The sequence below is a fragment of the Desulfobacca acetoxidans DSM 11109 genome (assembly GCF_000195295.1).
Lineage (GTDB): Bacteria > Desulfobacterota > Desulfobaccia > Desulfobaccales > Desulfobaccaceae > Desulfobacca > Desulfobacca acetoxidans.
Map to the genome: position 1 here is coordinate 2,639,013 of NC_015388.1, position 25,198 is coordinate 2,664,210.

At 54.3% G+C, this 25,198-nt stretch carries 16 protein-coding genes; 12 read left to right on the plus strand and 4 right to left on the minus strand.

All coding sequences use genetic code 11. From position 1 onward, the window contains the following. Positions 1 to 9 precede the first annotated feature (9 nt). The 8 genes from cax to DESAC_RS15405 all read left to right on the plus strand — a co-directional run bounded on the left by cax (position 10) and on the right by DESAC_RS15405 (position 11,553). Entirely contained in the window at positions 10 to 1,092 is a 1,083-nt protein-coding gene (cax, locus tag DESAC_RS11860; protein WP_013707312.1) for a calcium/proton exchanger, read from the plus strand. A gap of 72 nt (positions 1,093 to 1,164) precedes the next feature. Further along, positions 1,165 to 1,875: a potassium channel family protein gene (locus DESAC_RS15400; RefSeq protein WP_013707313.1), complete on the plus strand. Its 711-nt coding sequence runs from the start codon at positions 1,165 to 1,167 to the stop codon at positions 1,873 to 1,875. A gap of 36 nt (positions 1,876 to 1,911) precedes the next feature. Continuing rightward, entirely contained in the window at positions 1,912 to 3,102 is a 1,191-nt protein-coding gene (locus DESAC_RS11870) for an efflux RND transporter periplasmic adaptor subunit (protein WP_013707314.1), read from the plus strand. A 5-nt stretch (positions 3,103 to 3,107) separates the two neighbouring features. Continuing rightward, positions 3,108 to 6,281: an efflux RND transporter permease subunit gene (locus DESAC_RS11875; protein WP_013707315.1), complete on the plus strand. Its 3,174-nt coding sequence runs from the start codon at positions 3,108 to 3,110 to the stop codon at positions 6,279 to 6,281. After that, positions 6,278 to 7,711, plus strand: a complete 1,434-nt coding sequence (locus tag DESAC_RS11880; RefSeq protein WP_013707316.1) for an efflux transporter outer membrane subunit — start codon at positions 6,278 to 6,280, stop codon at positions 7,709 to 7,711. Before DESAC_RS11875 ends, DESAC_RS11880 begins: the two co-directional genes overlap by 4 nt. 268 nt (positions 7,712 to 7,979) lie before the next feature. Continuing rightward, positions 7,980 to 9,470, plus strand: a complete 1,491-nt coding sequence (locus DESAC_RS11885) for an ATP-binding protein (RefSeq protein ID WP_013707317.1) — start codon at positions 7,980 to 7,982, stop codon at positions 9,468 to 9,470. Beyond that, positions 9,448 to 10,881, plus strand: a complete 1,434-nt coding sequence (locus DESAC_RS11890; RefSeq protein WP_013707318.1) for a sigma-54-dependent transcriptional regulator — start codon at positions 9,448 to 9,450, stop codon at positions 10,879 to 10,881. Before DESAC_RS11885 ends, DESAC_RS11890 begins: the two co-directional genes overlap by 23 nt. A 294-nt stretch (positions 10,882 to 11,175) precedes the next feature. Continuing rightward, positions 11,176 to 11,553, plus strand: coding sequence for a response regulator (locus DESAC_RS15405; protein ID WP_013707319.1), 378 nt, complete (start codon positions 11,176 to 11,178; stop codon positions 11,551 to 11,553). Positions 11,554 to 11,738: 185 nt separating this feature from the next. Here DESAC_RS15405 and DESAC_RS11900 read toward each other — a convergent pair whose 3' ends face one another. After that, entirely contained in the window at positions 11,739 to 13,121 is a 1,383-nt protein-coding gene (locus tag DESAC_RS11900) for an MBL fold metallo-hydrolase (protein WP_013707320.1), read from the minus strand. A 664-nt stretch (positions 13,122 to 13,785) separates the two neighbouring features. Here DESAC_RS11900 and fusA point away from each other — a divergent pair. The 4 genes from fusA to ppsA all read left to right on the plus strand — a co-directional run bounded on the left by fusA (position 13,786) and on the right by ppsA (position 19,962). After that, positions 13,786 to 15,864 carry an elongation factor G gene (fusA, locus tag DESAC_RS11905; protein WP_013707321.1) on the plus strand — a complete coding sequence of 693 codons (2,079 nt, stop codon included), beginning with the start codon at positions 13,786 to 13,788 and terminating at the stop codon, positions 15,862 to 15,864. An 89-nt stretch (positions 15,865 to 15,953) separates the two neighbouring features. Then, the gene (locus DESAC_RS11910) at positions 15,954 to 16,424 is read left to right on the plus strand and encodes an MOSC domain-containing protein (RefSeq protein WP_013707322.1); all 471 of its coding nucleotides are present in this window, start codon (positions 15,954 to 15,956) and stop codon (positions 16,422 to 16,424) included. Beyond that, positions 16,417 to 16,908, plus strand: a complete 492-nt coding sequence (locus tag DESAC_RS11915; RefSeq protein ID WP_013707323.1) for a MogA/MoaB family molybdenum cofactor biosynthesis protein — start codon at positions 16,417 to 16,419, stop codon at positions 16,906 to 16,908. The genes DESAC_RS11910 and DESAC_RS11915 overlap by 8 nt, the downstream gene beginning before the upstream one ends. Before the next feature lie 597 nt (positions 16,909 to 17,505). Beyond that, positions 17,506 to 19,962, plus strand: a complete 2,457-nt coding sequence (gene ppsA, locus DESAC_RS11920; protein ID WP_013707324.1) for a phosphoenolpyruvate synthase — start codon at positions 17,506 to 17,508, stop codon at positions 19,960 to 19,962. 205 nt (positions 19,963 to 20,167) lie between these two features. Here the strand turns inward: ppsA and DESAC_RS11925 are convergent, their stop codons facing one another. The 3 genes from DESAC_RS11925 to DESAC_RS11935 all read right to left on the minus strand — a co-directional run bounded on the left by DESAC_RS11925 (position 20,168) and on the right by DESAC_RS11935 (position 25,096). After that, complete coding sequence (locus DESAC_RS11925; protein WP_013707325.1) at positions 20,168 to 22,321, minus strand: RelA/SpoT family protein; 2,154 nt, start codon at positions 22,319 to 22,321, stop codon at positions 20,168 to 20,170. A gap of 6 nt (positions 22,322 to 22,327) precedes the next feature. Continuing rightward, positions 22,328 to 24,049: a proline--tRNA ligase gene (locus DESAC_RS11930; protein WP_013707326.1), complete on the minus strand. Its 1,722-nt coding sequence runs from the start codon at positions 24,047 to 24,049 to the stop codon at positions 22,328 to 22,330. Between the two features lie 366 nt (positions 24,050 to 24,415). After that, the gene (locus tag DESAC_RS11935; protein ID WP_169311539.1) at positions 24,416 to 25,096 is read right to left on the minus strand and encodes a ribonuclease H-like domain-containing protein; all 681 of its coding nucleotides are present in this window, start codon (positions 25,094 to 25,096) and stop codon (positions 24,416 to 24,418) included. Between the last annotated feature and the right edge of the window lie 102 nt (positions 25,097 to 25,198).

The window sequence follows — 25,198 nt, forward strand, 5'->3', positions numbered from 1 at the left end:
GAAAATTCTTTGAAAATACTCCAAAAAATTTTTTATGGTTTGACCCTGTTCTTCATCCCCTTGACCATAATCCTGGATAGGATCGGGGGTGTACCCCAACCGCTATTGTTTTTTCTGGCCGCCGTAGCCATTTTTCCGTTGGCGGCTTTGTTGGTGCATGCCACCGAGCAACTGGCCTCCTACACAGGCGACACCATCGGTGGTTTGTTAAATGCCACCTTCGGCAACGCCCCAGAGTTGATCATTGCGCTGGTGGCCCTGAAGGCCGGGCTATATGACATGGTCAAGGCGTCCATTATTGGCGCCATTCTGGCCAACATGCTCCTGGGCCTCGGGCTGGCTTTTCTGTTAGGTGGATATCGCCGCCACACTCAGAATTTCAATCCGGTCGCCGCCCGTAATTTCATGACCATGATGCTCCTGGCAGTCATCAGCCTGGCCGTTCCCAGCACCTTTCACAACTTTGTCACCGCTGACGCCATTCAGCACGAACAATATGTTAATCTGGCCGTGGCCGTGGTGCTTTTAGCCACTTATGGCTTGAGCTTGTTCTTTATGTTGCAGACCCATCCCGATTTCTTTAAGAGTTCAGCGGAGGATGTGGAACCTCCGGATGAAGTGAGGTGGAGTTTACCCCGAGCCGTAGCCATCCTGCTGCTGACTTCGGTTTTCGTGGCCTTTATGAGCGAAATCCTGGTGGGCGCGGTGGAGGAAACAGGCAGGACTTTAGGCATGTCTCAGGCTTTTATTGGCTTAGTCATCCTGGCCGTGGTCGGCGGTGCCGCGGAGAGTAGCTCGGCGGTGGCCATGGGGATGAAAAACCGCATGGATCTGAGCCTTTCTATTGCCATCGGCAGCTCCATACAAATTGCCCTGTTTGTGGCGCCGGTCCTCGTACTTATGAGCTACTTCATAGCTCCCCAACCCCTCAATCTGGTATTTAATCGGGTCCTGTTGGGGATCATATTCCTGACCGTGCTGATCGGCGCCATGGTGGCAGGAGACGGCAAAGCCAACTGGTTTAAGGGAGTCCAGTTAATCACGGTTTATATCATATTGGCCATCATGTTTTATTTTTTGCCAGGCTCATAATCAAGGAAAAGAATTTCAGGGAGTAGCCCGGGGCATCGGTTTTCACCGGCGTTCCCAGAGATGGGAAGCACTATGCTAAAAAAACAGCGCATGAGTCTCTCAAAACTCCATCCACACCATTTTTGGTCCGATGAAAGCAGCCTCACGAGCCTGCTTATCTTTACTCTGGGATATTTGATTGTCCTTAATTCACTGAGTGAGTTCAGTTTCGGCAGGTTGGCGGCCCGCCTGTTTTTTTCTCTCATTATTGTAGCCGGCGTTTTCACTACGTTTAAACACCGATGGTTACGGGGGTTCGCCTTGGTCCTGGCGGTGGCCAGTCTGGCCCTTAACTGGGCGGAGGAAATTCGGCCAGGAGGGGGACTAACGACCCTGAACGTTAGCGTTAGCCTCATCTATATGGCGTTCTTGTTGGCCATAGTGATAAACCAGGTCTTTCGGGAAGGACCGGTAACCGGCCACCGGATTCGCGGCGCCATTCTGATTTACCTGCTTCTGGGGGGATTATGGGCCATGCTTTACCAAGTGGTGGCTTTGACCATGCCCCATGCTTTTCGCTTACCGGAAGGAATGGGCGTTGGGGATCCTGACGTATTGCAACGCACGTTGACCTATTTCAGTTTTATCACTATCACTACCACCGGGTACGGCGATATTACCCCGATACATCCCTTGGCGCGCACATTGTGCATGCTCGAGGCCCTGGTGGGGCAGCTTTACCCGGCCATCACCTTGGCCCGGCTGGTATCTTTGGCAGTTATGCACCAAAAAGAAAACCCGTGAAATTTTTAAGATCTGAAAGATATGAGGTAATCTTCAATGGATCGATATCATATTGTCCTAAGCCCCGGCGTTGCAGTTCATTTTCTGGCAGCCATCAGCCTATCGGCTTGCATGTTAAGTGGCTGCGGCGAGAAAAAGGCGGCCGGCCCGGCAGTTCCCACGGTGGAAGTGGTGAATGTGGCCCAGAAGGACGTGCCCATTTTCCGAGAGTGGGTGGGCACTACGGACGGCCTGGTAAACGCCAAAATCAATGCCCAAGTGCAGGGTTACCTCATCAAGCAAAACTATCAGGAAGGCTCGGTGGTGAAGAACGGTCAGGTTCTCTTTGAGATCGACCCCCGGCCTTTCCAGGCCGCCCTGGAGCAGGCCAAAGGGCAACTGGCCATCAACGAAGGCCAGCTCTACACCGCCAAGGCCAACCTGGACAAGATCAGGCCCCTGGCCGCGGTGAGCGCGGTGAGCAAGAAAGATCTGGATGACGCCATCGGCCGGGAGGCTTCGGCCCGGGCCGCGGTCCAGGCCGCCAAGGCGGCGGTGCGGAAAGCGGAAATCGATCTCAGTTTTACCAAGATAACCTCCCCCATCGATGGCATTGCTGGCATCGCCAAAGCCCAGTTGGGGGAACTGGTGGGGAATCCCGGCGGTCCGGAACTGACCACGGTATCCACGGTTGATCCCATTAAAGTGTATATTCCTCTCAGCGAACAGGAATATTTGCATTATATCAAGGAGGGAGAAGCTAAGGAAATATCCGACCGAGAAACTCCTAAACTTGAACTGGTCCTGGCCGACGGCAAGGTCTTTCCCCACAAAGGCAAGGTCTTCTTTGCCGACCGCCAGGTGGACGAGCGCACCGGCACCATCAAAGTGGCCACCCTCTTTCCCAATCCCGGGAATATCCTACGGCCCGGGCAATTCGCCAAAATCAAAGCATTAATCGATACGCAAGAAGGGGCGTTACTGGTTCCGCAGCGCGCGGTCATCGAACTCCAAGGAAAATTCCAGGTGGCCGTGGTGGGTCCAGACAATAAGGTGGACCTGCGTTGGGTCAAGGTGGGTGAACGCGCCGGCCCTCTCTGGGTGATTGATGAGGGCCTCAAGCCAGGGGAGAACGTGATTGTGGAGGGGATCCAAAAGGTGAAAGCCGGTATGCCAGTCTCCCCCAAGCCGCATCAGGAGGCTTCGGCTGGCGCCCAAGACTTACCCGCCGGGAAGCAGGAGAGGTAGGGGCCATGGCGCGCTTTTTCATTAATCGGCCCATTGTGGCCATCGTCATCTCCATCGTCATGGTGATCGTGGGAGTGGTGGCGCTCTTGGGTCTGCCCATTTCCCAATACCCCAACATTGTCCCGCCGGAAATATTCATCAACACCACCTACGTGGGCGCCGATGCCCAAACGGTGGAACAGTCCGTGGCCACGCCCATCGAACAGGAGATGAGCGGCGTGGACAATATGAATTACATGTACTCGTTGAACGCCAACAACGGTGAGTTAAAGCTGTACGTAAACTTCGATGTCCAAACCGACCCTAATATCGACCAGGTGCTAGCCCAGATGCGCCAGGCCCAGGCCGAGGCCAAACTCCCCGCCGACGTGCGCAACTACGGCATTACCGTTAAGAAATCAACCGCGGCGCCCCTCATGGTGGTGGACCTCATTTCTCCCCAAGGCACCTACGACGCCACCTTCCTGGCCAATTACGCCTACATCAACTTGAACGACCAGATCACCCGGGTAGCCGGCATTGCCAGCGTCACCGTTTTCGGGGCTGGCCAATATGCCATGCGTTTCTGGGTCAAACCCGACCAACTAGCCAAGCTCAACATCACCATTCCCGAGATCGTCGATGCCATCCAGAAACAGAACACGGTGAATCCCTCGGGACAAGTGGGGGCGGAGCCAGCCCCTAAAGGCCAGGAATACACCTACGCCATACGCTCCCAGGGCCGACTGGAAAACCCGGAGGAGTTTGAACAGATCGTGCTCCGGGCCAACCCGGACGGATCGTTGGTCCGGCTGAAAGACGTGGCCCGCATCGAACTGGGGTCCCAGACTTATGCCCTCGAAGGACGTTTGAATGGCAAGGCCTGCGCCGTCTTGGCCATCTACCAGCTCCCCGGCACCAATGCCATCCAGGCGGTGGATGGCGTGAAAAAGCTCATGGAGCAGGCCAAAAAGTCTTTTCCCCCCGATATGGACTATGCCATCGCCCTGGACACCACCCAGGCAGTGCGGGAGGGTCTTAAGGAAATCGTTCACACCCTTTTTGAAGCCCTCGTTCTCGTCATCATCGTCGTCTTCATCTTCCTCCAGGGCTGGCGGGCCACCCTCATCCCGGCCCTAGCAGTGCCCGTCTCGCTGGTAGGCACCTTTGCTCTTTTCCCCCTCCTGGGCTTCTCCATCAATACCATTGCCCTCATGGGGTTGGTCCTGGCCATCGGCATCGTGGTGGACGACGCCATTGTGGTGGTGGAGGCCGTCGAGCACCACATCGAGCATGGCTTGTCGCCCAAAGACGCCACCATCAAGGCCATGGAGGAGGTCACCGGGCCGGTGGTGGCCACGACCTTTTCTTTGGCCGCGGTCTTCATTCCCACCATCTTCATTCCCGGCATCACCGGACGGCTCTACCAGCAATTCGCCATCACCATCGCCGTCTCGGTTATCATTTCCTCCTTCAACGCTCTCACTCTGACCCCAGCTCTGTCGGCCCTGCTTCTCAAGCCGAAAAAGGCATCGCAGGGGCCGCTCAGCCGCTTCTACCGCTGGTTCAATGAAGCCTTCGGCCGCACCACCAACGGCTATGTCAGTTGGTGCGGAACTCTTATCCGGAAGGCGGGGATGAGCCTCCTCTTTTTGGCCCTGGTGGCGGGACTCGCCGGACTTTTGGGAGGTAGACTGCCCGGCGGTTTCCTCCCGGAAGAAGACCAGGGATATCTGTATGCCGGGGTGCAGTTGCCCGACGCCTCCTCCCTGCAACGCACCAGCGAAGTCTGTCGCCAGATCGAGGAGATTATGGGGAGCACCCCGGGGGTGGAATACGTCACCTCGGTGATTGGCTACAGCATGTTGAGCGGCGTCACCAACACGTATAGCGGCTTTTTCTTCGTCACTCTGAAGCCCTGGCACGAGCGAAAAAAACCAGAAGAGAAATACGAAGCCATCATGGCCATCCTCAATGGGAAATTGAGCAAGCTCCCCCAGGGTATTGCCTTTGCCTTCTCGCCTCCGGCCATTCCCGGCATCGGCACCGCCGGCGGGGTCACCTTCATCTTGGAAGACCGGGCCGGCAAAGACATCCCCTTCCTCTGGGGAAACACGCAGAAATTCCTGACCGCAGCCCAGAAACGTCCGGAACTTTCCCGCGTTACCACCACCTTCGTCCCCACCGTGCCTCAGATCTTCGTCAAGGTGGACCGGGACAAGGTGCTCAAGCAGGGGGTGGACATCGGCGAGGTCTACCGGGTGCTGCAGGCCTTCATGGGCGGCTACTTCGTCAATTACTTCAACCGCTTCGGCCGCCAGTGGCAGGTGTATGTGCAGGCCGAAGGGGAATACCGGGTCCAGGCCGAACAGTTGGGCCAATTCTATGTGCGCAATAAGAACGGCGACGCCGTACCTCTAAGCGCCCTCACCAGTTTGGAGCAGCGCTCCGGCCCGGAGTTCACCATGCGCTACAACCTCTACCGGGCCGTCCAGATCAATGCCGTCACCGCCCCAGGCTACAGTTCCGCCCAGGGGATGAAGGCTTTGGAAGAAGTCTTCCGACAGACCATGCCGGCTGAAATGGGCTACGATTATCTGGGGATGTCCTATCAAGAGAAGAAGGCCCAGGAAGGCGTACCTGCCTGGGTTGTCTTCGCCCTGTCGCTGTTGTTCGTTTTCTTGATCCTGGCGGCCCAATACGAAAGTTGGTCCCTTCCCTTCAGCGTGCTGTTGGGCACACCCGTTGCGATCTTTGGGGCCTTTTTAGGCATATCCCTGCGGGGCATGGAGCTTAACATCTATGCTCAGATCGGCCTGATCCTGCTCATCGGCCTGGCCGCCAAGAATGCCATCCTCATTGTCGAGTTCGCCAAGGTGGAATACGAAAAAGGCAAGGATTTCGCCGATGCGGCCCTGGAGGGGGCGCGTTTGCGGCTCCGCCCCATTCTCATGACGAGCTTCGCCTTTATCCTGGGGTGCATTCCCCTGGCCCTGGCTTCCGGTTCGGGGGCCATCGCCCGGAAGGTCATGGGCACCGCCGTGATCGGGGGGATGACGGCCGCAACAATTATCGCCATTTTCCTCATCCCGGTGACCTTTTACGTGGTGGAAAAATTTTCTCACCGCAAAGGCAAGGAAAACCCGAGGCCCAGTGTGGCCGCGGCTGATCCCCCGGGTCATCAAGGAGAAAAATCATGAGGATCTGTCTGATCATGCTTCTGTTCATGTTGGTGTGCGGCTGCACCCTCGGCCCTGACTACCAGCGGCCCGGCTATCCGGTCCCCCCTACTTTTCGGGGTGCAGGACCGGATCTCTCCAAGCAGCCAGCCGAGGTCTCCTTCGGGGACCTGAAGTGGTTCGAGGTGTTTAAGGACCAGAAACTCCAGGAGCTGATCCACATCGCCCTCCAGGAAAACTACGACGTCCAGATCGCCGCCCAGCGGGTGATGGCCGCCCGGGAACAGGTGACCATCCAAAGATCCTATCTCTTCCCCACCCTCAATACCAACGGCCAACTGGAGAGCCTGCGCACCTCGGAACGTGGCTTTTCCGTTCTCGCCCCCCAGCAGGAGCGTATGGCCGGCCTAATCTTCGGCGACCTTTCCTGGGAATTGGACTTCTTCGGCCGCATCCGCCGAGCCACGGAAGCTGCCCGGGCGGAGTTTTACGCCTCCGAAGAGAACCGCAAATTCGTCATCCAGACCCTGGTAACCGATCTGGCCCGGGCCTACATAGAGCTCAGGGCCCTGGACCAGCAGCTCGACATCAGCAACCGCACCGTCAAAGTCAGGGAAGAGTCACTCAAACTGGTCAAGGCGCGCTTTGATTACGGCTGGGATTCCCAGACACCCGTGCTCATGACCGAAAATCTGGTTTACGGCGCCCGGGCCGTGGTTCCCGACCTGCAAAGAGCCATCGAACAGCAGGAGAACCGCATCACCACCCTGCTGGGGCGCAACCCAGGGCCAGTTAGCCGGGGCAAACCTCTCCTGAAGCAGAAGTTATCCGTCACTATCCCGCCGGGAATGACTTCCGCTCTCCTGGAGCGGCGCCCCGACGTCCGCTTTGCCGAGGAGTCCTTGGTGGCGGCCAACGCCCGCATCGGGGAGGCCAAGGCCCTGCTCTTTCCCAACATCAGGATTACCGGCGTCGCCGGCTGGGAATCCGCGGCCCTGAAAAGTCTGTTCTCCGCCCATGCCAGTTTCTGGGATGTTATTTCCCCCGGCATCACCCAGCCCATCTTCAACGCCGGGCGGCTCCGGGCCAATGTCCGGGCCACCGAGGCCCTGCAGCAGGAGGCCCTCCTGAATTACAAAAAGTCCATTCAACAGGCCTTCCGGGAGGTCTCCGACGCCTTGGTGGGCGTCCGCCGCTTACGGGAAGTCCGTCTCGAGGCCGAAAAGCAGGTCCAGGCCCTGACCAAGCAGACTGACCTGGCCAACCAACGCTATTTTGGCGGTGTGACTCCCTACCTGGAGGTCCTGGACTCCGACCGCCAGCTTTTCGAAGCCGAACTGCGGCTGACCCAGGTCCAGGCCAACGAACTCCTGGCCGTCATTGCCCTGTACCGGGCCCTGGGGGGTGGCTGGCAAACTGCCAGTGAACCTGCCGACTCTCAAAATCAATAGCCGAGATCTTCCAGAGTGAACCATGAGCCTTTGTAACTCTTCAGTCATCTGAGAAAATAAAAAATCGTCAAATATCACAAGCGAACATGATCTTTTGTGAAAAGTATGTATAATAGATCCTGGGGCAACGATGCGGGAACAAAAATTCAACTTATCCAAATATCTGTCTTTTTTTCCTCGTCCCTTGAGGGGAGAGGGTTAGGGTAAGCGGTGAATAAGATAAAACTTTTTGCTACCCTTAGAGCTATTATTCAGTGATAGATTGCATATGTGGAAACGTCTCAGCCTGCAGGCTCGTCTACTGATCGTTCTGGCAGCCTTAATTTTAACCGCCCTGGCTGGCGGACTGGTGACGGTCTGGTATAGTGAAGCCATCGACTCCCTGCTAACAGACCTCATCGATAAAAATGTTGCTTCCTTTCAGGCCGCGGCGGAGCTAGAATCGGCCCTCCTGCGTCAGAAAGGAAGCGTCACGTATTATTTCCTGGACCGAAACCCCTCCTGGCTATCGGAACTGGCGGAACAGCAGCGGAATTTTGAGGAGTGGCTCGCCAAAGCCAAGAAATCTGCTCATACCGCTGATATGGAGAAACTGCTGCAACAGATTGCCCGATCTTACGAGAACTACGTTGCTGATCGGCGCCAGGTCATCGATCTTTATAAATATAATCGCCAGGAAGAGGGAAAGCGGTTGCATTGGGAGACGCGCCAACAGTTTTACCGCCTCTATAGCCTCTGCGACCGTTATAAGTTCATTCATGAGCAGAGAATCGCTGAGGCCAAACTGGAGAGCGGTTTTAAGGCCAAACTCATCACCAACACCGCCTTGGTGATCATTCCCGGGGTGGGAATTCTAGGGCTGCTGCTGGCTTACATCCTCGTCAAGCAGATATTGGCCCCGATCAGGCAGTTGTTGCAGGAACCTGATTCGACGGCGCCGGCCAATGAAGCTATAAACGAGGTGCAGGCCCTCAGCCGCAAAGTCTCTCATCTTCAAGAGGACGTCGATCAGGCCCAGACGCAGCTCAAACAGAGTCAGGTACACCTGGTCCAATCAGAAAAACTGGCCATGGTGGGTAAGCTTGCCGCCGGCGTGGCGCACAGTATCCGAAATCCTCTCACCTCTGTAAAAATGCGCCTCTACTCCATGCGTCGCCATCTCAATCTGCCCGTCGGGCAACTGGAGGATCTGGATGTTATCTCCCAGGAGATCGGCCATATTGACACCATCGTCAGAAACTTCCTCGAATACGCCCGTCCTCCCAAACTTACCATACAGCAATGCAGTCCCTCTGCCGTTATCGATATGGCCCTGACTCTGCTCCGTCCCCGACTGGAATCTTTTAAGGTCCTGGTTCACCTGAACCGCCAACAACCCCTACCGGAAATCTGGGCCGACCCCGATCAGTTAAAAGAAGTATTTGTGAACCTTATCGTCAACGCCTGTGAAGCCATGGAAAAAGGCGGCCTTATCACTATTACTGAAACAGAGGATTTTATTGCTGGCATCGGTCGGGTTGTCCAGATAGTTATCCAGGACACCGGCCCCGGTATCCCTGAAGGCATGCAAGAAAACATCTTCCAACCTTTTTTCACCAGCCGGGAGGAGGGAACCGGATTAGGGTTAAGTATCGCCCTGCGGATTATCCAGGAACATGGCGGCTGGATCGAAGTCAAGTCGCCTCCCGGACAGGGCGCTATCTTTAGCCTCACTCTACCTCTTAGAAGGATCAGGCATGGGAACTATACTCATAGTTGACGACGACCCCCAGCTGCGGCAAAGCTTTGAAAAACTGCTGCTCGATGAAGGTCACGCAGTATTAACCGCCCCCGACGGGGAAGCGGCCTTGACCCTCATCCGTCAGGCTCCCCCTGATCTAGTCATCATGGATGTCCGCATGCCCGGAATGAGCGGTTTGGAAGCTTTTAAGACTATGCATGACCTCGAACCTAAACTGCCGGTTGTCATCATGACCGCCTTTGGTACGACTGAAACGGCCATCGAAGCCACCAAACTCGGGGCCTACGATTATATTTTAAAACCCTTTGAGATTCCCGATATCCTGGTCATCATCGGCCAGGCGCTGGAAGCGGGCAGATTTATGCGCTCCAAAGTGGAGATGAACCGGCCCCCACAAACCGCCAGCGGTGAGGCAATTATCGGACATAGCCGCCCCATGCAGGAAGTTTATAAAGCCATCGGCCGGGTGGCTCCCACTGATGCTACGGTGCTTCTGCGAGGCGAATCCGGCACCGGCAAGGAACTGGTGGCCCGGGCCATCTATCAACACAGCCTGAGGGCCGATAAACCCTTTCTGGTGATCAACTGCGTCGCTATCCCTGAAACCCTCCTGGAAAGCGAGCTCTTCGGTTTTGAAAAGGGAGCTTTCACCGGCGCGGTCAGCCGTCGGGTGGGGAAGATCGAACAGGCCCATGGCGGCACTGTCTTTTTGGATGAAATCGGTGACATGCCTTTCAGCATTCAGGCCAAGATCCTGCGTCTGCTGCAGGAAAGGAGCATCGAGAGATTGGGCGGCCGCGACACAATTCCGGTGGATGTCCGGATCATTGCGGCCACCAACCGTGATCTGGAAGTAGCCTTGAAAGAAGGCCGTTTTCGGGAAGACCTCTATTATCGTCTCAAAGTTGTCACACTCTGGCTGCCCCCGCTGCGTGAACGTACCGGCGACATCCCGGCCTTGGCCGATTATTTTCTGGCACGATTTGCCCGGGAAATGGGCCTCGCCAATCCAGGCATGACTCCTGCCGCAAAAAATATCCTTTGCAACTACCATTGGCCGGGCAACGTCCGGGAATTGGCCAATACCATCCAAAAAGCCCTGATCTTCAGCCGGGGCTATCTCATCCGCCCGGAGGAGGTCTCCCAGGTCATTGGCGACAGTATGGCCAAGACGGCGAGCGTCAAAGAGACCTTCGAATGCCTCCGGCAATGGGTCCGCCAAGGACTGTTGAGTGCTTCGGATGACAATGCCTTTGACTCATGTATGGACCGCTTTGCCAGCCTTCTTATCAGCGAAGCTCTGGATCTTACCGGTGGCAACCGCACCCGGGCCGCCAAACTTCTGGGCCTTTCCCGCCCTACCCTGCAGGCCAAAATCGATAAGTATCGCCTGCGGTTGGAGACCTCGGTCCGAACCGACGATATCTGACCTATTGTCTGCACTTACCTTGGTCTGTTTTTACAAGGTGTAAAAAAAACGGGCAGGCCGGAAACCGCTTATTGTCGGACCTTCGATCCGGGCAATACCCTATTCTGCCTGAAGTTCAATCCGGAAAATCCAAAAATATTTGATATTACAGAAGCTATTGATAGAAAAAGAGAATCCTGAAACTGGAACCAAGGTGATTTTCAGGTCCTCTGACATGAGGTCAGGTCTTCCCGAAAGAATTTGACGCTGGTATTATTATTGCAGAAAGTCTCAGTAATCCATGCTGAGACCATTATGAGTGAAACGGCGACACACATATTGATCGCCGACCGCAATCGGCATGTCCGGGATCTGCTGCGGCGGGAGTTGGCGATGGAGGGACACCGGGTGAGCGTGGCCCGAGACGCGAGGGAAATTCTGGCGTTATTGGCCACGGGAGAGACCCCGGATATTCTCATCCTGGATCCCGAGACTCCTTATGTGGCGGAGTTTAAGCTGATTGAAGAGATACACCGGCTTTACCCTGCCGTACTGATCCTCATTCATGCGTTCCAACCGGAAAACTTCCATGACCTGGACATTTCCAACGCTGCGGCCTATGTCGAAAAAGCCGAAGACCTCAAACGGCTTAAAACCACGATTGTCGCACTGCGGCAACAGTCTCCCCCATGATCCGATCAAGCAGCGTTCTTATAATACTTTGAGATTATTAGGTTTCCGAGTGTTGAGTTCCGAGTTTTCAGTTTCCGGCAGATGCAAGGAGCTATTTCGCCAGAAACTCTAATATCATCATTTTTTTAAACTCGGAACTCTGGTGTGATAAGAAAAATATCGGTACCGCCTGTCCGTCCGCATCTCTAAGTAACTAGCGGTAGGCCGGCGTTCCGCCAGGAAACCATGCCTCCGGCGACGGCCATCACCCTTTTGGCTCCATGCCGCATCAGCAGGCTGCCGGCTATATTGGCGCGGTAGCCATTGCCGCACATGATAACCACCCGTTTGCCGACAAAAGGGCTAAGATCAGTCTGGCCCAGTTGAGATAAAGGTGCGTGTTCGGCCTCGGCGATATGTCCCTGCCGCCATTCCGTCGGCGTCCTGACATCCAGCAAGAGGTCGGGCTTGCCCGACTTTAACATATCGGCTAATTCCCGGGGAGTCAGTTGGGGCAGAAAAGCGGTCGGCTGCGCAGCCATCTCCCAGGCCTTGATGCCCCCGGATAAATAGCCGTCGATGGCATCATAGCCGACCCGGTAGAGTTGCCGGACTACTTCTCTGAGCTTTTCCTGGTTATCCACCAACAATACCAACGGCGTGCCAGGTTCGAGTACCATGCCGGCCCAGTTGCCGATCGGCGGTGACATCCCGATGTTGATGCTGCCAGGAATATGAGCCCCTCCAAAGGCAGCCTCCTCCCGGGTGTCCAGCAGCACATGACCGCTTTCCAGCTTGGCTTTTACCTCTGGCACATTCAGGGGACGAAATGGCCGCTGTTGATCTACCAACGGCGGTCCGGCCAGGTTTGTAGCGATGATGTGAGTAAAGTTTTTCGGGCGGGCCGGAAATTCCTGCATCATGACCGTCTTAAATTCGGTCAGTGAACCCTTTTGCAAAACGGGGTTATTGTGCCGTTCGAATCCCAAGGTAGAACTCAGTTTGCTGCTCAAAGCCCGACCGCAGAGGGAACCGTGGCCATGAGCCGGATAGATTTCCAGGCGGCCAGGAAATCTCCCCAATTTATCGTACAGACTGTGATACAGATTTTCTACCTGTTCTTCCAATTTTTCCGCCCCGGCCAGGTCCGGTCGACCGACATCGCCGACAAACAGCAGGTCACCGGTAAGCATCAACCAGGGTTCACGGCCCCGGCTGGCGTCAGTTACCAACACTGAGACACTGTGGGGCGTGTGACCGGGAGTATCCAAGATCTGCAGACGAGCGGTGCCCAATATGATCTCTTCACCTTCTTGCAGTCCCTGATGCCCATACTTCACTGGCGCCTGGGCATGAATATATATCGGCGCTTCGGTCACTCGCTGGAGTTCCTGACTACCGGTAATATGATCGGCGTGGACATGAGTATCAATGATATGGGTGATCCTTAAACCTTCCTGATGGGCCAAAGTCAGGTAATCCCCGATATCACGGCGCGGATCGACGACCGCTGCCACTCCGGCTTGGGCACAGCCGACCATATACGAGCAACACCCCAACCCTTCATTAAAAAATTGTTTAAAGAACATCTCTATCCCTCCGATTTTTAATGATCTGATGGTGCATGGCCTTTACCGGCTTTGTCGCCGAAATCGGTGCAGCCTGCCAGTAGCTGGTAAAAATCGGCCAACATAGAATTATGGTACTCATTCAACCGGCCACTGGCAAGAATCTTTACGAGATAATTGTCGTTATTCCTACCTCACCCCCAAAGCCATGAGAATCTTATACGCAAACAGCTTTTAAAGACGCCGGGCGCGGCCCTCCCTATGAGTAAATTGCCAAATAAATTATCGATAATGGGATAGGGTGGCCCATGATCGCCGCTTCTGTTTAACATGGTCGATGAGAAAAAATTTGTATAAAAACAGTGAGCCGTGAGCCGTGAGCCGTGAGCAGCAAAAACATTATTGTGAGCAGCCGCCACGGTTCTGTTTTTATGCTTCGTTGTGTTCGGCAGAACATGTGGACTTATATAAAAAAAGGTTATAGGTAAGGGGTAAGAGGTAATAACTCCTGGCAATCCGTTGGAAGTCGACTGTTTTCATGCATCGTTGTGTTCTTGAGAACATGTGAACTTATATGAATATATTCACGATAATCCATTCCCCTCTTGTGTTTTTCCTTATAGTTTGGTAGAAATAAAAATTCCGACAGTAGAAGTTATCAGGAATTGTACAAAGGGGGACCTGCATGGCTGGAAAACTTGATCATCTCCGCAACGTGGCCTTGATCGGACACAGCGGCGCCGGCAAAACCTCGGTGGCCGAGGCAATGCTCTTTACAGCCAAGGCGTCGAATCGGCTGGGCAAAGTGGATGACGGCAGTTCAGTATTAGATTTTGAGGCGGAAGAGGTGAAGCGCCGCATCTCCATTTCAGCGGCCTGCCACCATTTCGATTGGAAGAAACACGCCATTCACTTCGTTGATACGCCAGGTGATGACAACTTTCTGGCTGAGACACGGGCCGCCCTCCAGGTTGTCGACGGCGCTCTAGTGATCGTTGATGCGGTGGATGGGGTGAAGGTTGGAACGGAGAAGGTCTGGAGTTACGCCGATCATTCCAAGCTGCCGCGGTTGGTTTTCATTAATAAAATGGAGCGGGAGCGGGCCGATTTTAACAAAGCCGTCCAGGAAATCAGTAATACTCTACAGGCCAAACCGGTACTGCTGCAGATTCCCATCGGGCAGGAGGCCAGCTTTAAGGGTGTGGTGGATTTGGTAGCCATGAAGGCCTACTCCTTTGATAGCACCGGCAAGTTCGTAGAAGGTCCGATACCGGCGGAATTGGCCGACGAAGTTGAGTCTCGGCGCGGTGATCTGTTGAATTTTGCCGCCGAATCCGACGACGTTCTGATTGAAAAATTCCTGGAAGAAGGTCAGCTCAGCACGGAAGAAATATTACAGGGACTGCGGCTCGGAACCCTGGGAGGCAATTTTGTCCCGGTATTGTGTGGTGGGGCGACGCAAAATCTGGGTGTCAACCTGCTTATGGACGCCATTAACGCCTATCTTCCTTCACCCACGGATCGTGGAGCAATCAGCGGCATCAATCCCAAAACTAAAGAGGAAATCAGTCTGGAAGCCGATCCGGACGGTCCTTTCTGTGCCTATGTATTCAAGACGGTGGCCGACCCCTATGCCGGTCGCCTGAGCATCTTTCGCATCTATTCCGGCACCCTGAAGGCCGATTCCACCGTTTGGAACGCCGGTAAAGAAGCGGCTGAGCGGTTTGGCCAGCTCTTCCTGCCGGAGGGAAAAAACCAGAAGTCGGTTGAGAGTTCCGGTCCTGGAACCTTCGCGGCGGTAGCGAAGCTCAAAGAGACAGTTACCGGGGATACCTTATGCGAAGAAGCCAAACCCATCATCCTGCCCACCCCGGAGCCCTACAAAACGGTGGTCACCTTTGCCGTAGAGCCCAAGAGCCGGGGCGATGAAGACAAGGTATTTTCTTCCATCTCTCGGCTGATTGAAGAAGACCCCTCCCTGAGTCTGACCCGCACCGCCGAGACCAAGGAGATTCTGCTCTCCGGGATGGGTCAGGTTCATATAGAGGCCACCGTCGAAAAGCTTAAGCGTAAATTCGGGGTGGAGGTCAACCTGAAAACCCCCAAAGTACCCTATCGGGAGACTATCAAAAATTCCACCAAAGTTCAGGGTAAATACAAACGCCAATCTGGCGGCCGGGGCCAATACGGCGACACCTGGCTGGACATTTCACCCCTCCCTCGCGGCGGCGGTTTTGAATTTGTCGATAAAATAGTCGGTGGCGTCATCCCCAAGCAATACATTCCGGCAGTAGAAAAGGGAATCGTCGAGGCCATGCTGGAAGGCGAGCTATCCGGCAACCCGGTAGTGGACGTCAAGGTGATGCTCTATGACGGCTCCTTTCACGAAGTGGACTCTTCGGAAATGGCCTTCAAGATTGCCGGCTCCATGGGTTTTAAAAAAGGCTTCATGGCCTGCCAGCCTACCCTGCTGGAGCCGGTAATGCAGATGAAAGTCACGGTACCGGAAGATTTTATGGGTGATATAATCGGTGATCTCAACGGCCGTCGAGGTCGGGTGCTCGGAGTGGATTCGAAAGGCAGTCTACAGATCATTACGGCCAACGTACCTCTCTCAGAAGTGCAGCACTATCAACCCGATCTGACCTCCAAGACCGGTGGCCGCGGAACCTTTGAGATGGAATTCTCCCACTACGAAGAAGTGCCGCCGCCGCTGGCCGAAAAGATTATCGCCCAAGCCAAGGCCGCCAAAGAAAAGGAATAACCGGATGAGAGGTGGTTTACCCCCCCCTCTGCCACCCAGATTTGTTTCTATGGCCGTCGTAGAGAAGATATTGCGAGGAAAAAATCACCATGACCCTTAATTCAACCCCTGCTGACCGATACCCCTCCCGGATCGTCGCTGTATCCGTCAGCAGAACCAAGGGCGTTAAAAAAGACAATGTGGCTGAAGCCAAAGCGCTGGTGGGCTTCGGCCTGGAAGGTGACGCCCATGGCGGCGCCTGGCATCGGCAGGTAAGCCTGCTGGCCCTGGAGAGCATCGAGAAGATGCGGGGCAAAGGAATGGAACTGCAACCGGGTGATTTTGCCGAGAATCTGACAACCGAGGGTATTGACCTCCCCAATCTGCCGGTGGGGACCAGGTTAAAGATCGGTCCGGAAGTAGAGATGGAAGTGACTCAGATCGGTAAAACCTGCCACGACGGCTGTGCTATCAAGAAACGGTTAGGCGAGTGCGTCATGCCCACCGAGGGCATCTTTGCCAAGGTCCTGCACGGCGGTGTGGTGCGCCCGGGTGATGCTATTGAGCTAGTACATGGTTAGAGTAGGGATTTTGACCTGCAGTGATAAAGGCGCCAGGGGTGAACGAGAGGATTTAAGCGCCCAAGAGGCCAGAAAACTGCTGCCGGTCAATGTCTTCCGAGTGGAAAACTATGCCATTGTCCCGGATACCCGAGAAGCAATTACGGACCTGCTCGTGGCCTGGTGTGACCAGGACCGCCTCGATCTGATCCTGACAACCGGTGGTACCGGTCTTTCGCCCCGGGATGTTACCCCGGAGGCCACGCGAGGCGTTATTGAACGGGAAGTTCCCGGTATGGCCGAGGCCATGCGGGCCGCCAGCCTGCTCAAAACCCCACATGCCATGCTCTCTCGAGGAGTGGCGGGTATTCGGGGACAGACCCTGATCGTTAACTTGCCCGGCAGTCCCAAGGGAGTGCGGGAAAACCTGGAGGTAGTGCTGCCCGCCCTGCCCCATGCCCTGGAGAAAATTAAAGGCAGTCCGGCGGAATGCGGTTCGGCGTAAAGCCAACCGGAAATATTTAATCTCGACAAAAGGGGCGATCAGCCCCTTTTTGCCGTTCCGGCGGGAGGAGGTTCTCTGGTAACCCTCGGTCATCTAGAAAAAGCGGAGCGCCTCCCGCCTACTGTAATTCTCCCTAAATACTTTTTGCACAGACTAGCAAGCCTGCGCTACCGGGAAATGATTTTCATAGTTCGCGGGTAACCCACAGGTAATGGCAATTATCGAGAAATCAAGGTTTTTAAATGGAAGGTGGGTACCGCCCTCTATTCCTTGATCTATTTCGCAGATAGCTGAAGTATTACCAAATTTTTCTGGACCTCTCACCTTAAGCCGCCAGATATTACCCTCAACGATACCTCCAACGGAAGCTCACAATTTTGCCAGAGCACTCCCGAATACTCTATCTTGATTAGTGATATCCGTAAGTTGATGGCTGCACGCTTATATATTCTGCCAGCCCTTTATCGTTCGCCCGGAAGTCGTAAATACTGCTACTTTACATTGACATCAAAGCTAAAGGTATGCTAACCTAAAAATTTACGGTTTGGTTAGTCATTCATATCATTAACGGGGTTAAATTTGAGGAGGGCACAATCAATGGGGGCCAAAGAAGAAAAGTTTATCCTTTGGTTTGATGAAATCAGCATGGCTGACACTCAACTGGTGGGGGCCAAGATAGCCTCGTTGGGGGAGATGATCCGCAATTTGGCCGCCAAAAGCATCCTGGTTCCCAACGGTTTTGCCATTACGGCCCGAGCCTATCGATATTTTTTAAAGACCGCCGGTATCGAAAAGAGTATCCGGCAGATATTGGACGGCCTGGACACCAGTGATATGAACGACCTCCTGCGGCGGGGCAAGAGGGTGCGTGACATTATCCTCGATGCCCCCCTGCCCTCCGCCTTAGTGGCCGAAATCGGCAAATCCTATGAAGAACTGGAAGACCTGTATGGACTGTCCGGTACTGACCTGGATGTGGCGGTGCGTTCCTCCGCCGTGGCCCAGGATCTCCCCGACGCCTCTTTTGCCGGTCAGCAAGAGACCTTCCTTAATGTCCGTGGCAGGATCTCTCTGATTCGGGCGGTAAAGCGCTGTTTTGCCTCCCTGTTCACCAATCGCGCCATCAGCTATCGGCACGACAAGGGCTTTGATCAGTTCAACCTGGCCTTATCCGTAGGCGTGCAAAAGATGGTACGTTCCGATTCCGCCTGTTCCGGGGTTTTATCTTCCGTCGACACCGATTCCGGTTTTCAGGACATCGTCGATATCACCGGCACCTATGGATTAGGCGAAACTATTATTCAAGGACAGGTAACGCCGGATGAGTATCAGGTCTTTAAACCTACCCTGAAGATGGAGAAATATCCCATCGTCAGCAAAAAGATGGGCGATCACAAGATCAAAATGGTGTATACCGAAGACGAGACCAGGCCGGTACGCACAATCGCTACCTCAGAAGAAGAGCAGCGCCGCTACGTCCTCACTGACGCAGAAATCATCACCCTGGCCCGTTGGGCCTGCATTATAGAAGACCATTACACTGAAACCACCGGTTATTTCCGGCCCATGGCCATTGAATGGGCCAAAGACGGAGATGGCAGGGCAGTAGGCACCGGCCATCTCTATATTGTTCAGGCTCAGCCGGAGACCGTCCATTCGCAGCGTGATTTCACTGTCATTGAAAATTATTATCTTCCGGCGCGCAGCCAGGTCATTGTTCAGGGACAGGCAGTAGGCGCCAAAATTGGCCAGGGACCGGCCCGCATCATTGAGAGCTCGGCTTCGCTGGCCCAATTTCAGCCGGGCGAAGTCCTGGTGACAGACATGACTGACCCGGATTGGGAGCCGATCATGCGAGGAGCAGCGGCTATTGTCACCAATCGGGGCGGCCGCACCTGCCACGCCGCCATCGTCTCCCGGGAACTTGGCATCCCGTGCGTTATCGGTACCGAAAAAGGCACCAATCTCATCCACGATGGTCAGCCAATCACCGTCTGTTGTGCTGAAGGCGAGGAGGGGAAAATCTATGAGGGCCTGCTCGAATTTCAGGTAGAGCGTATTGACCTTAAATCCCTGCCCCCCACCCGCACCAGGATCATGATGAATATCGGCATTCCTGAAAAAGCCTTCCTGGATTGCCAGATACCTAATGCTGGCGTCGGCCTGGCCAGACAGGAATTTATTATTAACTCTCATATCGGGATTCATCCTCTGGCCTTGGTGTACTATGAACAATTGCAGGAAAGAGCTGCCTCCGATCCTCTGGTAGCTAGCGAGCTTGAGAAGATCGAGGCACGCACTTTACTGTATGAAGACAAAAAAGAATTTTTCATCGAACGCCTGGCTCAAGGGGTTGGTCGCATCGCCGCCGCCTTCTTTCCGAAAGATGTCATTGTCCGGCTGTCCGACTTCAAATCCAACGAATATGCGAATCTCATCGGCGGCGGGCTCTTCGAACCGGCGGAGTCAAATCCGATGTTGGGTTGGCGGGGTGCCTCCCGTTACTACGATCCTGTCTTTAAACCCGCTTTTGCCCTGGAATGTTTGGCGCTCAGTCGGGTTCGCAATGACATGGGGCTCAATAATGTCAAGATCATGGTGCCATTCTGTCGAACTCCAGCGGAGGGCCGCCAGGTCATCGAGGTCATGCGGGAATACGGCCTGGTCCGGGGCGAAAATAACCTGGAAGTGTACGTGATGTGTGAAATTCCCGGCAATGTTATCCTGGGGGATGAATTTGCTCAGGTTTTTGATGGGTTTTCCATCGGCTCTAATGACCTGACGCAACTGACCCTGGGTATTGATCGGGATTCGGAGCTGGTCGCTCATCTGTTCGATGAACGAAATCCCGCAGTCAAACGTATGATTCAGAATATCATCGCCACCGCCAAGCAATATAATCGCAAGATCGGCATCTGTGGCCAGGCTCCGAGCGATTTTCCTGATTTTGCCACTTATCTGGTGGAATGTGGCATTGACTCCATCAGCCTGACTCCCGATTCGGTTATCAAGACCATGCTGGAAATTGCCAGGAAGGAAGCAGAATTGGGTTAAAAGCAGAGGTTATTCCAATTCGCGGTCAAAGGTAGATTCCTATTGTTGGGGCAAATTTTGTCTTCGCCTTCGGCTGTGGCTGAAAACAAGGTTTCCCCCGGCATTTTGATACCTTTTGCAGTGCGGATCGGTATCCGTAGTCGGCGACCAATGGTCGGATGAGCAATCAGTTTTATATTGACCGTTAACTCTTGATCCTGTTTTTTTAGCCCATCATGCGGGTAACACTGATGACGCTTTTGATCCGCTTAATGGCACTCAGGACCTTGGCCAGATGGGTGGTATCAGTCACCTCGAGGGTAAACAGGGAGATGCCTTTCTGGTCTACCGTGGTCTCAATGTTGGCTTTCAGAACATTGGCCTCGGCCTGTTTCAGGGCGCTGCTGATGTCGGCCAACAGGCCGGGTTTATCTACGGTAACAATCTGGATACGCACCGGATGCCGACCGGCGGCCACACCGTCCCACGAAGCCGGCAGGTGGCGGAGGCTTTCCGTCCGGGCCAGTACCGGACAGTCGGACCGGTGAATGGTAACGCCCTTGCCGCGGGTGATATATCCCCTGATATCATCACCAGGGATAGGATTGCAGCAGCGGGCCAGATTGATCAGGATATCGTCCAGACCCTTGACGCTGATTCCGCCCTTATCGGCGGCGGGCACCTTGGCCGCGGTCTTTGAAAGCCAGACGTCTTCTTCCGGCGCCTGCTCCTCCTTGGGCAAAATCCGGCCAATTACCTGGGCGGCGGACACTTTCCCGAAACCGATCCCAGCCAGCAAATCCTCGACCCGCACATAGGACATCTCCTGGGCCGCTTTCTGCAGTTCATCGCCCGATTTAAGCATTTTTCCCAGATTCAGACCCGCCTTACGAAACTCCCGCTCTAAGATTTCTTTGCCGAAGGCAACGCTCCGCTCCCGCTCTGCTGTCTTGAGCCACTGTCTGATCTTACTCCGGGCCCTGGTGGTGCGCACGAACTGAAGCCAATCCCGACTCGGAACATGAGTGGGAGAGGTAATGATCTCCACACTGTCGCCATGCTGCAGCTCATATTTCAGAGGCACCATACGCCCGTTGACCCGAGCGCCGGTGCAGTGATGGCCGACCTCCGTATGGATGGCGTAGGCAAAATCCACCGGGGTGGAGCCTCGGGGGAGTTCCTTGATTTGACCTTTGGGGGTAAAGACAAAAACTTCTTCGGGGTAAAGCTCCATCCGGACGGTATTGAGGAAATCCTGGGGATTGGTCAGATCTTTCTGCCATTCGATTATCTGTCGCAGCCAGGAAAAACGGAGATTGTCGTCCTGCTGCACCTGGCGACGTTCCTTATAAGCCCAATGGGCGGCGATCCCCTCTTCAGCGATCCGGTTCATCCCTTCGGTACGGATCTGAATTTCCATCCGCTCCCCGTATGGCCCGATGACGGTAGTATGAAGGGACTGATACTTATTGGCCTTGGGCATGGCGATGTAATCTTTAAAGCGGTTGGGCACCGGCCGCCAGAGGGAGTGGATCAGGCCTAGGGTTTCATAACATTCCGATAAGGTCTTCAAGACAATGCGAAAGGCAATGAGGTCGTAGACCTGGTCCAGGCTGATCTGCTGGGCGATCATTTTGCGATAGATGCCGTACAAATGTTTGGGACGGCCTTTGACCTCGCCCACAAGATGATGTTCGCCGAGTTTCTGGTTAATAATTTCACTGATTTCTTTAATATATTGCTCCCGCTCCCCCCGTTTGCGGGCCAGGCCATCTTGGATCTGCTGATAGATTTCGGGTTCTAAATAATAAAAGGCCAAATCTTCCAATTCTGCTTTTATCCGCCCCATACCCAACCGCCCTGCCAGGGGAGCAAAGATGTCCAGGGTCTCCTGAGAGATGCGCTTTTGACTTTCCGGTTTCATATAGCCCAGGGTGCGCATATTATGCACCCGGTCGGCTAATTTGACCAAGATGACCCGGATGTCATGGGCCATGGCCAGGATCATCTTCCGGATGTACTCCGCCTGCTGGTCGATTTTTTTATCAAAAGAGATTTGGCTGATCTTAGTAACGCCGTTGATAATGTCGGTGACTTCCTCGCCAAAGATCTCATCCAAGTCATCGAGGGACGTGTTGGTATCCTCGACGGTATCGTGGAGCAGACCACAGGCTACTGAGACCGGATCAAGACCCATCTGGGCCAGGAGATAAGCAACTTCCAGGGGGTGGCTGAGGTAGGGTTGCCCGCTCAGGCGAGTCTGACCTTCATGGGAGCGGGCTGAGAAGATATAGGCTTTTTGGATGAGCGAAACATCCGCTTCGGGATGGTGGCTGAGCACTTCGTCAATTATATCATTGATACGGATAATTCTGACCATGGTGGCCTAAGTGGGGCGGATCATCTCTGCCTGAATATGATCTTGGAGATACGCAACGAGGCTGGCAAGGGGGATTAACTGGACTGCGCGGGACCGCCGTTGGCGGACTTCCGCAGCACCCTGGGCCAGCGTTTTGGGACCGAGAACTACCCGCACGGGGATACCCAACAGATCGCCATCCTTAAATTTAATGCCGGGACGTTCGTTCCGATCATCAAACAACACTTCGATGCCGGCTGCACGTATCTCCTGATAGAGGCGGCTGGCGACGGCCATAGTGTCGACATCGTTTGCGGCGATAGGGACTAAAAGAACCTGAAAAGGAGCCAAGGGCATCGGAAAGATGATGCCGTCCAAATCGTGGTTCTGTTCAATGGCCGCCGCCACAATGCGACTGACACCGATACCGTAGCAACCCATAAACATATACTGCTCACGCCCCTGGTCGTCGAGGAAGGTGGCTTTCAGAGCCTTGGAATATTTATAGCCCAACTTGAAGACATGGCCGACCTCGATACCCCGAAGGAATTCGAGGGCAGCACCACACCGGGGGCAGGGGTCCGAATTCGAAGCCTGCCGCAGATCGGCAAATCCTTTTACTACTAAATCCCGATCAAAGTTTACGTTGATTATATGATAATCATTCTCATTCGCCCCCGCTACTAGATTTACCGCTGACCCGAGGCCGTAATCTGCATAAATGGGAAGGTTGAGCCCCACCGGACCGGCAAAACCTACGGCGGCGTTGGTTTCCTGTCGAATAACCTCCTCTGGGGCCAAAAAGAGTTCGCTCACCTGGAGAAAATTCTTCAGCTTGACCTCATTGACCTCGTGGTCGCCCCGCAGGAGGACTGCCACGGCACCCTCATCGGTCTGATAAATCATGGTTTTTAGAACTCTATCAGGCGTTGTCTGCAGAAAATCGGCTACCTCGCTAACGGAGCGGACTCCAGGGGTATGCACCTTTTCCAGTGGCAGCAGCGGTTCAACCGGAAGGCTGGATTCTGTCGGCAGGATTTCAGCTTTCTCCAGATTGGCCGCATAGGCACAGGCGGTGCACGACACCACAACGTCTTCCCCGGTCTCAGCCAATACCATGAATTCATGGGAAAAACTGCCGCCGATAGGACCGGAGTCGGCTTCGACGGTTTTAAAACGCAGCCCGCACCGGGAAAAAATGCGGGTATAGGCGTCGTACATGGCCCGATACGTCTGATCGGCGCCGGCTTCGTCGATATCGAAACTGTAACCGTCCTTCATGATAAACTCCCGGCCACGGATCAGACCGAAGCGGGGGCGGATTTCATCCCGGAATTTGGTCTGAATCTGATAGAGATTCAGCGGCAGTTGGCGATAGGAATGCACCTCCCGGCGTACCAGGTCGGTGATTACTTCCTCATGGGTGGGACCGAAACAGTAATCACGGTCATGCCGATCCTGGAAGCGCAGCAGCTCTTTGCCATAAATCTGCCAGCGCCCTGATTCCTGCCAGAGTTCAGCCGGCTGCACGGCCGGCAAGAGCAGCTCCTGCGCCCCGGCGCAATTCATTTCCTCCCGGACAATAGCCTCAACCTTGCGCAAAACCATCAGACCCAAGGGGAGGTAGTCGTAAATGCCAGAAGTCAACTTGCGGATCATCCCGGCCCGCAACAATAGTTGATGAGAGACGGTTTCAGCCTCAGCCGGAGTTTCTTTCAGAGTGGGGAGCAACATCTTCGAATAATACATCAACATCTCCTTGCCGATCCATGGGAACATCCCGCAGTAGAAAACTATTTTGGATTATAACTTATTTGCCAGCGTTTAGCTATAGTTCTAGCAGCTTAGGGCGAATCCCGGATTCGCCCTTACAATAAGAATCTCTCGATAATTGCCATTACCTGTTGATCCCCCGCGAACACAGAAAATCATTTACCGGTAGCACAGGCTTTCTAACCTGAGCAAAACTTATTTTCAAAGAATGCCAGTAGGCGGGATGCGCTCCGCTTTCCCGCCCTACTACACTGCAGCACCGGCAGGACCATCCCTAGGAGCGAATCTTGTATTCGCCCCCGGCAACCGAAGTATCACGTTTGGTTAATAGCCATAACTGCTTCATTGTGCCAGGGGAGCCAGAACCCTTTGGCAGGATAGTTCGTAGGCTCTTTCCATAAGACGCTCAAGATTTATTACATCTTCCCGATTATAGCGCCGCAGAGTTTCCAGAGCACTCTGATCACCTCGTTGATAACGTTGCCACAGGAGCACGGCATCATATCCGTCAAGCCCGGCCACATCTAAAGGACGCTCCAGGCCAAACTGCCGTTCAATTCTTTTCAGGCCGCCCTTAATACCCAAACGGGCTAATACAAAACGCAGATCAATCTGAGTCTGCTGAAAGCGCCACCCGTTAAAAAATGTTGCCAAGACCGGAAGGTCAAACTGCGAACCATTGAAGGTAACTAGTATCTGATAATTGCGGATGACCTCCGGGAAATCCGCAAGGTTCTCTCCTAAAATAAATTGGCGGAAACCCCGGCCATCATACAAGCCGATAACAGTCACTGACAGATGCGGCCAGGTCGAGCCGATAGTCTCTATATCCAGATAGGCAGTCTGCGGTCGGTATTGCTCGAACAACCGCCAATGCTCGGCAAAGGGCAGGCGGCGGCCAAAATAGTCCGGGTTCTCAAGATGCTTCAGGGAACTTGCCAGTTCTTTTTGCAGCATCTCTAACCGCAGTGGGCTTAGACCCCGGACTTTTCCCGCCTTCAGGAAATCTTCCCATGTGTGCAACCCTTGACGCCAGAATTGTAGTTCTGTAGCTGGACCGACTTTTGGAAGATGGATAAATGTCTTCTTAAGCATCCCGATGGTAGAGAATGGTAAACCGGACTA

Excerpts from the sequence above, each read along its gene's own strand:
- DESAC_RS15400 (WP_013707313.1), top strand. The coding sequence starts at position 1,165 with ATGCTAAAAAAACAGCGCATGAGTCTCTCAAAACTCCATCCACACCAT.
- DESAC_RS11870 (WP_013707314.1), top strand. The coding sequence starts at position 1,912 with ATGGATCGATATCATATTGTCCTAAGCCCCGGCGTTGCAGTTCATTTT.
- DESAC_RS11875 (WP_013707315.1), top strand. The coding sequence starts at position 3,108 with ATGGCGCGCTTTTTCATTAATCGGCCCATTGTGGCCATCGTCATCTCC.
- DESAC_RS11880 (WP_013707316.1), top strand. The coding sequence starts at position 6,278 with ATGAGGATCTGTCTGATCATGCTTCTGTTCATGTTGGTGTGCGGCTGC.
- DESAC_RS11885 (WP_013707317.1), top strand. The coding sequence starts at position 7,980 with ATGTGGAAACGTCTCAGCCTGCAGGCTCGTCTACTGATCGTTCTGGCA.
- DESAC_RS11890 (WP_013707318.1), top strand. The coding sequence starts at position 9,448 with ATGGGAACTATACTCATAGTTGACGACGACCCCCAGCTGCGGCAAAGC.
- DESAC_RS15405 (WP_013707319.1), top strand. The coding sequence starts at position 11,176 with ATGAGTGAAACGGCGACACACATATTGATCGCCGACCGCAATCGGCAT.
- DESAC_RS11900 (WP_013707320.1), bottom strand. The coding sequence starts at position 13,121 with ATGTTCTTTAAACAATTTTTTAATGAAGGGTTGGGGTGTTGCTCGTAT.
- fusA (WP_013707321.1), top strand. The coding sequence starts at position 13,786 with ATGGCTGGAAAACTTGATCATCTCCGCAACGTGGCCTTGATCGGACAC.
- DESAC_RS11910 (WP_013707322.1), top strand. The coding sequence starts at position 15,954 with ATGACCCTTAATTCAACCCCTGCTGACCGATACCCCTCCCGGATCGTC.
- DESAC_RS11915 (WP_013707323.1), top strand. The coding sequence starts at position 16,417 with ATGGTTAGAGTAGGGATTTTGACCTGCAGTGATAAAGGCGCCAGGGGT.
- ppsA (WP_013707324.1), top strand. The coding sequence starts at position 17,506 with ATGGGGGCCAAAGAAGAAAAGTTTATCCTTTGGTTTGATGAAATCAGC.
- DESAC_RS11925 (WP_013707325.1), bottom strand. The coding sequence starts at position 22,321 with ATGGTCAGAATTATCCGTATCAATGATATAATTGACGAAGTGCTCAGC.
- DESAC_RS11930 (WP_013707326.1), bottom strand. The coding sequence starts at position 24,049 with ATGTATTATTCGAAGATGTTGCTCCCCACTCTGAAAGAAACTCCGGCT.